The organism is Sulfurimonas sp. (assembly GCF_047622445.1).
Taxonomy (GTDB): domain Bacteria; phylum Campylobacterota; class Campylobacteria; order Campylobacterales; family Sulfurimonadaceae; genus Sulfurimonas.
The window spans coordinates 56,825-70,026 of the sequence record NZ_JBLHOE010000001.1 but is presented as its reverse complement, the minus strand read 5'-3'; the positions used below and the strand labels follow the sequence as shown (position 1 = coordinate 70,026).

12 protein-coding genes are annotated in these 13,202 nt (G+C 32.3%); 8 read left to right on the top strand and 4 right to left on the bottom strand.

Annotated elements, in window-relative coordinates; genetic code table 11:
- Positions 1-7: 7 nt before the first annotated feature.
- Positions 8-1,198, bottom strand: a complete 1,191-nt coding sequence (locus ACI9TV_RS00345) for a hypothetical protein (protein ID WP_415248765.1) — start codon at positions 1,196-1,198, stop codon at positions 8-10.
- Positions 1,198-2,124: an ornithine carbamoyltransferase gene (argF, locus tag ACI9TV_RS00340; protein ID WP_415248764.1), complete on the bottom strand. Its 927-nt coding sequence runs from the start codon at positions 2,122-2,124 to the stop codon at positions 1,198-1,200. Before argF ends, ACI9TV_RS00345 begins: the two co-directional genes overlap by 1 nt.
- A 128-nt stretch (positions 2,125-2,252) precedes the next feature.
- Here argF and ACI9TV_RS00335 point away from each other — a divergent pair, with 128 nt between their 5' ends.
- Positions 2,253-4,853, top strand: coding sequence for an HD domain-containing phosphohydrolase (locus tag ACI9TV_RS00335; RefSeq protein WP_415248763.1), 2,601 nt, complete (start codon positions 2,253-2,255; stop codon positions 4,851-4,853).
- A 20-nt stretch (positions 4,854-4,873) separates the two neighbouring features.
- On the opposite strand, the gene hemB is transcribed toward ACI9TV_RS00335, so the two are convergent.
- Complete coding sequence (gene hemB / locus ACI9TV_RS00330) at positions 4,874-5,845, bottom strand: porphobilinogen synthase (RefSeq protein ID WP_415248762.1); 972 nt, start codon at positions 5,843-5,845, stop codon at positions 4,874-4,876.
- 57 nt (positions 5,846-5,902) lie between these two features.
- On the opposite strand from hemB, the gene ribA reads away from it, so the two are divergent.
- The 5 genes from ribA (at position 5,903) to ACI9TV_RS00305 (ending at position 8,915) form a co-directional block, all read left to right on the top strand.
- Entirely contained in the window at positions 5,903-6,478 is a 576-nt protein-coding gene (gene ribA / locus ACI9TV_RS00325; RefSeq protein WP_415248761.1) for a GTP cyclohydrolase II, read from the top strand.
- Between the two features lie 89 nt (positions 6,479-6,567).
- Positions 6,568-7,662: a diguanylate cyclase domain-containing protein gene (locus ACI9TV_RS00320; RefSeq protein WP_415248760.1), complete on the top strand. Its 1,095-nt coding sequence runs from the start codon at positions 6,568-6,570 to the stop codon at positions 7,660-7,662.
- A 37-nt stretch (positions 7,663-7,699) separates the two neighbouring features.
- Positions 7,700-8,296 carry a 16S rRNA (guanine(527)-N(7))-methyltransferase RsmG gene (rsmG, locus tag ACI9TV_RS00315; protein WP_415248759.1) on the top strand — a complete coding sequence of 199 codons (597 nt, stop codon included), beginning with the start codon at positions 7,700-7,702 and terminating at the stop codon, positions 8,294-8,296.
- Positions 8,293-8,523 carry a PP0621 family protein gene (locus ACI9TV_RS00310; protein WP_415248758.1) on the top strand — a complete coding sequence of 77 codons (231 nt, stop codon included), beginning with the start codon at positions 8,293-8,295 and terminating at the stop codon, positions 8,521-8,523. The genes rsmG and ACI9TV_RS00310 overlap by 4 nt, the downstream gene beginning before the upstream one ends.
- Positions 8,523-8,915: a hypothetical protein gene (locus tag ACI9TV_RS00305; RefSeq protein ID WP_415248757.1), complete on the top strand. Its 393-nt coding sequence runs from the start codon at positions 8,523-8,525 to the stop codon at positions 8,913-8,915. Before ACI9TV_RS00310 ends, ACI9TV_RS00305 begins: the two co-directional genes overlap by 1 nt.
- 40 nt (positions 8,916-8,955) lie before the next feature.
- Here the strand turns inward: ACI9TV_RS00305 and ACI9TV_RS00300 are convergent, their stop codons facing one another.
- Positions 8,956-9,960, bottom strand: a complete 1,005-nt coding sequence (locus ACI9TV_RS00300) for an alanine racemase (RefSeq protein WP_415248756.1) — start codon at positions 9,958-9,960, stop codon at positions 8,956-8,958.
- A gap of 27 nt (positions 9,961-9,987) precedes the next feature.
- Between ACI9TV_RS00300 and ACI9TV_RS00295 the strand changes: the two genes are divergently transcribed.
- Entirely contained in the window at positions 9,988-10,986 is a 999-nt protein-coding gene (locus ACI9TV_RS00295; RefSeq protein ID WP_415248755.1) for an agmatine deiminase family protein, read from the top strand.
- 168 nt (positions 10,987-11,154) lie between these two features.
- Positions 11,155-13,131, top strand: coding sequence for a TonB-dependent receptor (locus tag ACI9TV_RS00290; protein ID WP_415248754.1), 1,977 nt, complete (start codon positions 11,155-11,157; stop codon positions 13,129-13,131).
- Positions 13,132-13,202 lie beyond the last annotated feature (71 nt).

Below are 13,202 nucleotides of genomic sequence, written 5' to 3'. Positions count from 1 at the left end.
CTTATTTTTATTGTAACTTTAGAGTGTCTTGAGCTATAAAGTTTCTCTTGCTCCAAATCTTTTCTTCGAGTTTTAACAAAGTACGTACCTCATCATTTACTAATACATAATAAAGATTCACATCTACTCTATCACTATTTGATTCAATATTTACTTTAAGAATTTTTTTTTCATCTGCTTGTATACTCATATCCTTACTCTGTTTTACTGCTAAGTGCGGAATAGTAGGCTTATTTCTTTTACTTGTATAATGTTTTGTTAAAGAAAAAATTTTGGTTTTTACATCCTTAGCTTTACTATGGAAAATAACCTCAACTACGAGTTCACGTGAGCCAAAACCACTTGGAATATTATGCGGTTGTGGATTTTTAATCTCTATAAGTAAATCATTCTTCTTCTGCGTAAGAGTAAGTTCTAAAGCATCTTTCCACATATAAGGAGTATGTGCACCTTCAAATCTGTGCGTACGTACTTTCCTTTGTTTCCTTTGCCCATTAGTATCTCTAATTGTAGCCGCAAGTCCATTTTCTCTTTTACCCATATGACAATCTACGCAAGACTTTTTATTTTTCTTGTACTCACTCTTCATATCTGTAAAAACAAGACCACTTACAGATCTGTCATTAGCATGACAAACAAAACAAAGTTGATCTGGTTTATTATCCATAAATTCACGATGTTCTACTTTATGATAGGGTGAAGCTGAGTCTTCATAGGGTCCACTCATCACACCTGACTTAGTCCATTCTACTCTGTTAATCCCACGAATACTTTCATCTGCTGATGTATGAATTTTATCTATGTTATGACATACAACACAGTTAATTCCCTCACTAATATTCTCACTACTCAGTGCTTTATTTACATCAGAGTCTTTATCTAAACCCATAACAGCATCTATCTCATAGTCTATACCTGTACTAGTAACTGAAATTCTAGGATTATGGCATGTTGCGCATTGCACCTTTACACCATTTAAACTTTTTCTTGTTTTTCTTTTAACATAGTCAATAGTTTTAGCAAAATACTCATCGTTTGCATAATGTGATTTAGCATGCCATGATTCTTTCCACTGATTTACAATATGAAGATGACATGCCTTACATTTTTGAGAGTTTTCAAACATTTTTCCAACTTCTACACTTGCAGAACCAAATAATGAGATATTAAGTACTAGAAAAAGGAAAAATAATTTCATTATTTATCTCTTTGTTGATCCAACCAAACCATCAAACCTTTTTGAGCGTGGAGTCTATTTTCAGCTTCATCAAAAACTATATCTGCATGATCTTCTAATACTTTTGCTGAAACTTCTTGACCTCTATACGCAGGAAGACAATGTAAGAATTTTGCATCTTTTTTCGCAAGACACATTTTGAGTCCATCTACCATATAACCTTTAAATGCTTTAACTCTTGCTTCTTTTTCTTCTTCTTGACCCATTGAAGCCCATGTATCAGTTGTAACAATTGTCGCACCATACAGTGCTTCATCGATATTATTTGAAACTTTAATGATAGCGCCACTTTTCTTAGCCATCTTTATTGCATCTTCAAGTATTACAGAATCGACTTCATAACCTTTTGGTGTTGCGATACGAAGCTCAAATCCGAGTTTCGCAGCTAACATCAACCATGAATGTGTCATGTTATTACCATCACCAATATACGCCACAATTGCATTTTCATGTATTCCATACTCAACCATTGTCATATAGTCAGCTAAAAGCTGTACGGGGTGGTATGAGTCTGTAAGCCCATTTATAACTGGAACCTTTGAGTACTCAGCAAATTCTTCTATCATCGATTGCTCGAATGTTCGAATCATTACCATATCACACATAGAGCTTATCACTCTTGCCGTATCTTTTACAGGTTCACCGCGACCTAAGTGAATATCACGATTTGATAAAAAGAGTGCATGACCACCAAGCTGAAACATTCCTGTCTCAAAACTCACACGTGTGCGTGTTGAACTCTTCTCAAAGATCATCCCTAGAGTTTGCATCGCGAGTTCTTTGTTATATATTTTGTTCTTTAAATTCTTTTTTATCTCAAGAGCGATTTCAATTATTTCTAAAATCTCTTCTTTTGTAAAATCTTTAAGTGTTAAAAAGTGTCTCATTTAATTATCCAAATATTCATATTAAAGTTATTATACTGTTTTTATTCTAAATCATCAAAATATTTCTTCAATTTAGATATAATAAATTTATAACTAAATTATATAATAACTATAATAGGATCAACAAGTTGACAACTATAAACCATTTTTTTATATCTCAAAAGCAGTTTTCTCGTTTTATAAAAGACAGTACTATTGATGTTAGCCAAGAACACTTTGTACAAGTTTTCATAGGTAATAACAATCCAGAAAAACTTAAATTAACACTTCAACAGATTAAGACTATTCTCCCATACGCTTCTATTATTGCTACATCAACTGCTGGAGAAATTCTTGAGGGTGGAATGCAAGAAAATACTACAGTTGTATCTATCAGTACATTTAAGTCTACTAAAGTGAGTGTACACCTTTTAGAAGGTAAATCAGAACAAGAAATGGCTGATACATTATTTTCAAATTTTATCAGTTCAAAAACAAAACTTATTTTAGTCTTTAACAATGTTTATAATAATGATGGCGAAAATTTTATAGAAGCGATTGCAAGACATAACCCAAATATAAACATTGCAGGTGGTAACGCAGGAGATAATGGAAAGTTTTCTTTTCAAACTATCGTAGGAGCAGATATAAATGTCTCTACTAGTGCTATTGGAGTCGCAATATTTGATTCTGATATACTCCAAGTATTTAATGAATATTTATTTAATTGGCAAGATATTGGTGAAACAATGACAGTCACTAAGTCTGAAAATAGCATCATTCATGAAATTGACAATAAAAAAGCACAAGATGTTTATCGAGAATTTTTAGGTGATGATGTTGCAGATAACCTCCCTTCTTCTGCTGTAGAGTTTCCTCTTGTCTTTACGCAAGATAAAATGTCTATTGCTAGGTCACCTGTTGCAGTTGGACAAAGTGGATCACTTGTAATGGCAGGACATATGAGAGAAGGTTCTAAAGTTAAATTTGGGTTTGGAGATTTAGCTCTTAATGCTCTCAATGTAAAAACTTCAATAGAAAACTTTTCTAAGTTACCTATTGAAAGTATATTTATATACTCATGTTCTGCTCGAAAGTATTTTTTTAAAAATCATCTTAATCATGAATTTGAAATGCTTCAAAAAATCGCACCAACAAGTGGATTTATAACCTATGGAGAATTTTTCAAACATAATCAATACAATAAAATGTTAAATGTATCCTCCACATTTATTGGACTTAGTGAAGATACTGATGTAAAACATTCCCTTGATTTTCACAGTCTAGACCAAGATGCTTCAACCCGTACACTTTCTGCACTTACACATTTGATTAAAACTACTTCTAAACATGTTGAAGAAAAAAATAATAGCTTAAAACAATTAGAACACCTTATTAAAGGAACAACTCTTTATTCTGCAACAGACCCTAAAGGTATCATTACTGATGTCAACCAACGCTTTGTAGACTTATCTAAATATTCAAAAGAAGAACTTATAGGTAACCCCCATAATATAGTACGTCATTCTAATATGCCAAGTAAAATATATGAAGATATGTGGAAAACAATTCAAAGTAAAAAACATTGGAGTGGTATTATTAAGAATAAATCTAAAGATGGTAAAAATTATTTTGTAAAATCAAATATTTTTCCTATTTTAGATATAAATAATGAAATTATTAAGTATGTCTCTATCCGTGATGATATTACCGAGGAGATGCAAAGAAAAGAATTACTTGAAGGTACCATAGATTATCTAGAAAAACAAACAGAAACAAAAAGTTATCTTTTAGATCAATATGAAAAAACAATTAATCTTAGTACCTCTTTCTTTCGGATCGATAAAGATTTTAAAATTATACATAGTAATGATATTTTTGCTGCTCTTTTTCAAAAAACTCCTCTAGATTTACTTGATAAAAACATATCCGAAATATTAGAACCTCAATTTCTTTACAAAGAATTTGACCACATGTATGCACTTCTCCAAAGAACAGCTACCTGGTCGGGGATAGTCCCTTTTAAAAGAGAAGATGATAGCATCATATACGCAGATATTTCCATAAATACAATTTTTAATCAAGATAAAACTATTGAAGAATTCATGATTGTTTTACATGATATAACTGATTTAATCAACATTCAGCAAGAAATAGAAGATACCCAAAAAGATATTGTTTATACTATGGGTGCGATTGGTGAATCACGGAGTAAAGAAACTGGACATCATGTAAAAAGAGTAGCCGAGTACTCTAAAGTTCTTGCTCTACACTATGGACTTGATGAAACAACAGCAGAATTATTGAAAATGGCTAGCCCTATGCATGACATAGGTAAGATAGGAATTCCTGATTCAATTTTAAATAAACCTGGAAAACTTACAGATGATGAATGGAAAATAATGAAGTCTCATTCAGTATTAGGTTATTCAATGCTAAAGAGTTCAAAGCGAGAAATATTACAAACTGCGGCTATTGTATCCTATACCCATCATGAGCAGTGGGATGGGAATGGATACCCAAAAGGTTTAAAGGGTGAGGATATACATATATTTGGAAGAATTACTGCTATTGCTGATGTATTTGACGCGCTAGGAAGTGATAGGTGCTATAAAAAAGCTTGGAATGATGAAAAAATATTTCAACTTATAAAAGATGGACGAGGTAAACACTTTGATCCAAAGCTAGTTGATATATTTTTCCAAAATTTAAATATATTTTTAAAAATACGTTCTCAGTTCAAAATATAGAAACTAAAAGTAACGAGGCTTTAAGAACTTAAAAGCTTTGCTACTTCTTTTGCATGGTAAGAGATAATAATATCTGCTCCTGCACGTTTAAAGCTAATCATAGTCTCCATCAGTACTCTATCATAATCAATTAAATTATTCATTCCGGCAAACTTTAACATTGCATATTCACCACTTACGTTGTAAACAGCCATCGGAAGTGAGGTACTATCTTTTATTTCTCTAACAATATCAAGATAGGCTAATACTGGTTTTACCATTAAAATATCTGCACCCTGCGCTTCATCAGATATAGATTCAGCAATCGCTTCACGACGATTTGCAGGATCCATTTGATACGATGCCCTATCTCCAAAACTTGGAGTTGATTCCGCAACATCTCTAAACGGTCCATAATATCCAGATGAAAATTTGGTTGAATACGCCATAATTGGTAAATTCTCAAATCCAGCCTCATCAAGTGAAGTTCTGAGTGTTTCTATAATTCCATCCATCATTCCAGATGGTGCAATCATATCTGCTCCTGCTTTTGCATGGATAACAGCCTGTTGTCCTGATATTTTCAGTGTGGCATCATTATGTACAGTTTCATGTACTTCATCGATAATACCACAATGTCCATGGTCTGTATACTCACAAAAACAAAGGTCAGTCACTACAAACATATCAGGATGTACTTTTTTAATCTCACGAATTGAAGAAGCGATAATCCCATGTTCACATAAACTATCGCTCCCAATAGAATCTTTCACATCAGGGATACCAAAAAGAATTATTGAATATAGTCCAAGTTCTTTTAAAACCTGACATTCTTTTAAAACCTCATCTATACTCATTTGAAAAACACCTGGCATAGAAGAGACTTCTTTCTTTATTCCTTTACCTGGACGTATAAAAAGTGGATAAATAAAATCATCTACACTTACCTGAGTTTCACGCACTAAGGCACGAAGATGCTTATTTAAACGAGTTCTACGAAATCTTTGAAACATTATAAACCTTTTTTCGATATAATCTTGCAAAATTTTACCATTTTAAAGATTAAATTAATGAACATAGAAATATCAGAAGTTGCAAACTTACCATCACGTTTTGGTAATTTTAAAGTAAAGGCCTTTAAAGAGGCTTGTAGAGATGGTTGTAAAGAGCATCTTGTTATTTACAAAGAAAATTTTGAAAAGATTCCAATTGTGAGAATTCACTCCGAATGTCTTACTGGAGATGCAATAGGTAGCCTAAAATGTGACTGCCGTGATCAACTAGAATTCGCACTTAAACTTGCTGAGCAAACAAACGGAATGGTCATATATCTACGTCAAGAGGGTCGTAACATTGGTCTTTTAAACAAAATCAACGCATATGCCCTGCAAGATCAAGGTTTAAATACAATTGAAGCGAATCATCAACTAGGCTTCGAAGCTGATCAAAGAACCTATGAAGTAGTTCCATATATCCTTAATCATTTTAATATCCAAAAAATAAAACTTCTTACAAACAACCCTCATAAGATTGCTTCTCTCAATGATATTGAGGTTGTTGAAAGAGTACCAATTATCATGGATTCTAATCAACACAATGAAGATTATTTAAGTGTTAAAAAAGATGAAATGGGTCACCTTTTCTAAAATAACTGTGTAAAACCTAATACAGGGGCTCAAAAGAAAGTATATAATCTTTCATCGTTGTTTTATATTTTTTGTTATACAATTAAAGCATGCAAAAAGTCGATAATAATTATCCAATTGGCACTAATGACGAAAATGAACTAATACTAAAGCACCGTCTATTGATACGCATACTTTTGGTTATAGTAATACTTGCAACGGGGCTTGTCCTTATACGCCTTTTCTATCCCAACAGATTACTCATGATTATTGATATAAGTTTTATTCTTGTTTCTTTTATTGGTATCTATTACTTAAATAAATCTATTCAAAATACATATTTAATTACAAAAATTTTAATTATAATCTTTTTTATTATCGTTTCCATGATGTTTACCTATGATATGTTGTATTTGTTAGGTCCTTCATGGTTTATAGTATTAATTATTTTTTCCTTTTATCAAGCTGGGATAAGAGAGGGTTTACTAACATCTATAGCTTCTTTTATTTCAATTATAGTACTAGCCCAATTACTAAACAAACCTTATACAGTTGAACAGTACTTATATGTTTTAATACCTTTTTTAAGTGCTGTATCAACTATCTACTTATATGAAATAAAAGTCACAACAAAAGAAAAACTATTACATTTCAAGAATATTGCGCAAAAGCAATTACTTGAAGAAAAAGAAGATTTACTTCAACAAGCTCATTATGATAACCTGACTAAACTACCTAATAGAGTCTTATTTCAAGATAGATTAAATCAAGCCATTATCAAAACTAATCGCTCTAACAAAGACTTTGCAGTACTTTTTATCGACTTAGATAGGTTTAAAGAGATAAATGACTCGCTCGGACATTCTATCGGCGATACAGTTTTATGTGAAATTGCTTCAAGGCTCAAAAACACCCTTAGACAAGAAGATACAGTCTCAAGATTTGGGGGAGATGAGTTTTTATGTCTTGTCCAACAACTCGAATCATGTGAATCTCTTGCAAATTTAGCCAAAAAACTGGTTGAGGCTACAAAAGCACCTCTCAAAGTTTCTAATGTAACTCTTAAACTTACTTGTAGTATAGGTATTAGTATATACAAAAAAGATGCTAAAAATGAACAAGATTTACTTCGCCATGCAGATACTGCTATGTATTTAGCAAAAGACCTTGGAAAAGATAACTACCAGTTTTATATGCCATGTTAAACTAAAATTAGATAAAATGCTTTTTTAAAGGATTTTAGTGGATTTAAAGACTACACTTATTAACGACAATATTAGCTTACCTGATAACTTTTTTTACAATATTCAAAAGTATAAAGAACATCTTTTCAAGTGGAATAAGATTCATAATTTAACTGGTGCTAAAGATGATACAACAGTCAATAGCTTTATCTATGATGCAGTATTTCCTGTGAGCTTTTTAAAGCACTATAAAAATCTTTTAGATATAGGAACTGGTGCAGGTTTTCCAGGTATGATTTTAGCAATGGCTCTTCCGGATACCCAAGTCACTTTAGTCGAGCCTTTAGTGAAGAGAGCTAGTTTTTTACAGTTTATCAAAGCTGATTTAAAACTTGATAATGTTCAAGTGGTAAAGAAGAAAGTCCAAGATATGGAACCTGAACATTTCGAGCTCATCACTTCACGTGCCGTCACTGACACACAGATGCTTTTAAAGCTAAGTGAGAACTTTCGAGACTCTACTTCCACTCTCCTTTTTTATAAGGGACAGAAAGTATTTGATGAGATTGATGAAAAAATGCCTCATAAAATTATACAAACATCACAAGATGATGGAACTTCTCGACACTACTTACTTCTAGGAGAAAATGTATGATATTAAAAGTTTTACTGGTACTCGCTGTTATTGGCATTGTATATTTTATATTTATAAAGAAAAAACCATTAAGAAAGCCCGCTGACATCAAAGAAAAGAAAAAGGAAAAGTTAGAGAGTAATGATATGGTTGAGTGTGCTAGTTGTGGAACATATACTGAACTTAGCGAAACGATTATATCTTCAAATAAATACTATTGCTCCAACGAGTGTGTGGATAAAGCATAATGTTGCTTTTTGGACATAGATTTATTCCTAGTATTTCTTTTTATCATGTATTAGATATTGATAGTATAACAAATACACCCTCCTCCTCTGTCATCCATGTAGAGTTTTCGCAAAACAATCTAGATATAATCAATCATGCAAAAGTCAATCAGATAGCTCTATCAATTTGTTGTCAAACAATCACAGAAATCATTTACGCTTCATCACTTGATGCTTCATTTATTGTCGTGAAAAGTGACTTAGCAGAAAAAGCTAATAAGATTGCGAACGACTATCTTTTTGATGCCAAGATATTAGTACTTATAGAAGAAGAAAGTGAAATCGAAAGCTTAGCATTACTTGGAGTCGATGGAATAATATTTTCTAATGCTATTATCAAAATAAATTCCTAGTTATCACTAGTATAAATATAAACCAGTAATTTTTATCTTATTATATAATCTCTCTTTTTAAATCAGATTTTAAAGATGTTAAAACTTCATAAGAGATAGTTTTAGCAGACTTTGCTACCACTCTGGCATCATTAAAAATAAGTATATTTTTCTCAGAACTTACAAATGAACTGTTGTCCATAGAAATTCTTCCTGCTAATTCTAAACCTTTCGGGGAAGTGTAGTTGTTAGAACACCCTCTTAAAAATCCATCTCCATAGCCAAAGTCATAACTACTCACTACACAATCTTGCTCAGCTACAAAAGTCGCTCCATAACCAACTGCTTCACCCTTTTGTAATTCTCTTGTTGAAATCACATTTGCATATACTGATAAAACTGGTCTAAGTTCGATCTTAGTAAGAGTACTTGTTAATTCTAAGTACCCATAAGCAGCTATACCTACTCTTGCCATATCTTCATTAAAATCTTTGGTGCGAAAAAGTGCTGCTGAATTACAAGAATGAAATCTAATATCTGTATATCCTAAGTTATTAACTTCTACTTTTATTTTTTCAAAATTTTTGTTTTGTGTAGTAAACATATCTGTTTCTTCATCTGCAGATCCATGATGTGTAAAAACAGCTTCTAAGTGTAAGTTTTGTTTTTTTATTCTCTTTAAAGCATCATGAAGTTGATCCATTTTTATACCATGTCTATGCATCCCTGTATCAACTTTTAGTTCTACATTTGTGCCACTTGAGAATTTTTCTATTGTGTTAATATCATTGATTGTATATCTTATTTTTTCACTTGCTATTTCTGGAAAATCTGCTAAAACTAAAATATATTCAAAATACTGTTCTATTTTTTTTGCTTCTTTGCTTAATTGTACAACTGCTCTTTTTATGCCATACTCTTGTGCCATAGATGCTACTTCTAAAATACCATGTCCATATGCATTGTCTTTTAAAACAAGTGCTATTTTGTCTTTACTTTTAGTCTTCTTTGCGATAACATCAAGGTTATTAAAAAAATTACTTTTATTGAGAATTATGTAAGCCATAAAAGAATTATACCCGAGGTAAATTAAATGAAAAGATTCATTGCGGAATTTGAAGAACAAAGCTTTACTCAGATTATTTTCCCCCACAAGGGTACCGACTGGGTAGAGTATTTAACCCAAGCTGAGGAAGTTTTTATAAATATCATCAAGGCTATTGCTTTGTATCAAAAATGCTTCATTATTTGTGCCGATATTACCTATGTGAAATCACTCTTTAGCTCTCATGATAATCTCTACTTTGCAGAACATGAAACAGACGATACATGGGCAAGAGACTGTTCTGCTTTATCTGTTGAAATAGATGGCGAGGTAACACTATTGGATTTTACTTTTAATGCTTGGGGAAATAAGTTTGAGTCCTCTAAAGATAATAATTTGAGTTTAGCGATGCAAAATATCTATCTCAAAGACTTAAAACCTGTAAATTTTGTTTTAGAAGGTGGTGCAGTTGAGAGCAATGGTGAAGGAGTTATTTTAACAACCTCCGCATGTCTTTTAAACAAAAATAGGAATCCAAGTTTAGACTCTATACAAATTACAAAAAAACTCGTCCAAACACTCGGTTCTTACAAAATTCACTATCTTCAACACGGTTACTTAGCCGGAGACGACACAGATTCACATATCGATACTCTTGCTAGGTTTATTAGTGAAGATACAATTATGTACATTAAATGTGAAGATACAGAGGATGAACATTATCAAGAACTCCAGCTTATGGAAAAAGAGCTTCAATCCATTGCCAAGGATGAGAACTTTACATTAATTGCTTTACCTTTTGCTTCACCAATATATAATGATAGCCAAAGACTTCCAGCGACTTATGCAAATTTTCTTTTTGTAAATGGCGCTGTTTTAGTTCCTGTATATAATATAAAAGAAGATGAAACAGCTCTTGAAGTTTTTAAAAATACATTTATAAATCACGAAATTATTCCCATAGACTGCTCAACTCTCATCAAACAACATGGCTCACTTCACTGTGTTACTATGAATTTCCCCCGTGATGTTCGACTCTTGATTTAACATCGCAGTCCCACTCATAATCAAGTATGTTGCCATACCAAAACCTATTGCTATTAAAACTATTTTTTTTACTTTTTCTATTGTATTCATAATGGAATTCTACCAAAATTAACACTAATGTAACATTTTTTTACTATTATCCAAGGCATATAATAATGAAGGAATTTTATGAAAAAGATTATCCCATTATCTTTAATTGCAGTGTTGTCACTATCTGCAGCTGAGATAGAACTCGCACCAATTGGTGTTGAGTCAACTATAATTACAGAAGTAGCCCAGAATGCTCAAACGTCAGCTGATGTGGCTGAAGCATTAAGTAAGAACGTGCCAAGTATCGATATGGTTCGTCGTAGTGGCATTGCTAATGATGTATATATTCGTGGACAAAAAAGAGATAATATCTCTGTAGAAGTTGATGGAACGAAGGTTCATGGTGCATGTCCAAATAGAATGGATCCTCCAATTTCTCATGTTTTAGCAAACCAAATCGAGACAATCGAAATTACTGAAGGCCCCTATGATATAACAACATTTGGGACTATGAGTGGTGGTATCAAGATTACAACGAAAAAGCCTACTAAGGGTTTTACTGGTGAAGTTACTGCTGGTGTTGGTAGCTGGGGATATAAAAAACTTGGAGCTACTGCAAGTGGCGGAAATGATACGATCAGAGTTTTAGTAACTGCGTCAACAGAATCTAGTGGGCAATATGAAGATGGAGACGGAAATACTCTTTCTCAGCAGCTTAAAAACAATCCAAACTCAGGTATGTTTAAATACCAACCAAAATATGAAAATATGGATGCATATGATAAAAAATCTGTTATGGCAAAAGCATTTATAAGTGTAACTGACAAGCAAGAGCTTCGCTTAAGCTATACTGGAAATAGAAGTGATGATATTTTATATGCAAACACGAAAATGGATGCTATGTATGATGATTCAAATATCTATAGCATAGAATACAATATAAACAATCTAACAAACGCATATAAAAATCTAAATGTGCAATATTATTATTCAGACGTTGATCATCCAATGAGTCTTAAGTATAGAATGATGGGTACGACTAACTATAAAACAAACCAACTTCAAACTACAATGCAAGGTGTAAAACTAAAAAACACTGTAGATCTTGATGGAACTAACATTTTATTTGGTTTAGATGGAAGTAAGAGAACGTGGACTGGACAAACATTTATGACTAGTGCTAGTACAGGATTAACAAGTAACTATGCAACAAGCTTAACGCATACTACAACTGAAAATAAAGCTATTTTTGCAAAAGCAAAACAATCTTTTGGAAACCTCGATGTAGAAATTGGAGCTAGATATGACTCTACAGATATAGTTCCTACTGATCATGTTACATATAGAACAAGAGATTATAGTGCATTAAATGCTAACATTTTGACTTCATACCATTTAGATGATACTTCTAAAATATTCTTAGGTTTTGGTAAAGCTTCGCGTGTACCAGATGCAAGAGAACTTTACATGCCTTCACCAACACGTAGTAATGACAATCTTGAACAAACAACAAACAGAGAAATTGATTTCGGATATGAATTAAACAATGAATCTATGAAACTTAAAGTGAAAACTTTTTACTCTGATTTAAAAGACTATATCTATTATAATAATAATGCAGCTGTTAAAACATTTCAAAATGTTGATGCAAAAGTATACGGTCTTGAAGTTTCATCTGAATTCTTTATTACTGACAACCTAATAGTTGATGCTTCTGCTGCCTATAAAAGAGGACAAAAAAATAGTGCTTTAACGAACCAAAGTGATACTGACTTAGCAGACATGGCTCCATTACGTGCTAAACTTGGTGCAACATATGAATATCAAAGTAACTCAACGATTTCTGCTGAAGTACTCATGTCTGATGCATGGGATAATTATGATGGGGATAATGGCGAGCAAAAAATTGCTGGCTGGGCTGTAGCTAACTTAAAAGCAAAACATGCTTTTGGAAAGAACCTTGGCTTAACTGTTGGTGTAAATAATATCTTCGATGCAACTTTTGCACAATCAAACACATATGTGGACTTAACACTTCTTGCTGCGGGTGGAGAGACTATGCTACTTAACGATCCAGGTAGATACCTTTACACAAATCTAACATATAAATTCTAATCTCTTTCCCTTTTTTAAAGGGATGGATGATATAATTCCTATCTATATATAGGAATTGAATATGAATACTA

Coding starts and splice junctions, on each gene's coding strand:
- ACI9TV_RS00345 (WP_415248765.1), bottom strand. CDS start 1,198: ATGAAATTATTTTTCCTTTTTCTAGTACTTAATATCTCATTATTTGGT.
- argF (WP_415248764.1), bottom strand. CDS start 2,124: ATGAGACACTTTTTAACACTTAAAGATTTTACAAAAGAAGAGATTTTA.
- hemB (WP_415248762.1), bottom strand. CDS start 5,845: ATGTTTCAAAGATTTCGTAGAACTCGTTTAAATAAGCATCTTCGTGCC.
- ribA (WP_415248761.1), top strand. CDS start 5,903: ATGAACATAGAAATATCAGAAGTTGCAAACTTACCATCACGTTTTGGT.
- ACI9TV_RS00320 (WP_415248760.1), top strand. CDS start 6,568: ATGCAAAAAGTCGATAATAATTATCCAATTGGCACTAATGACGAAAAT.
- ACI9TV_RS00310 (WP_415248758.1), top strand. CDS start 8,293: ATGATATTAAAAGTTTTACTGGTACTCGCTGTTATTGGCATTGTATAT.
- ACI9TV_RS00305 (WP_415248757.1), top strand. CDS start 8,523: ATGTTGCTTTTTGGACATAGATTTATTCCTAGTATTTCTTTTTATCAT.
- ACI9TV_RS00300 (WP_415248756.1), bottom strand. CDS start 9,960: ATGGCTTACATAATTCTCAATAAAAGTAATTTTTTTAATAACCTTGAT.
- ACI9TV_RS00295 (WP_415248755.1), top strand. CDS start 9,988: ATGAAAAGATTCATTGCGGAATTTGAAGAACAAAGCTTTACTCAGATT.
- ACI9TV_RS00290 (WP_415248754.1), top strand. CDS start 11,155: ATGAAAAAGATTATCCCATTATCTTTAATTGCAGTGTTGTCACTATCT.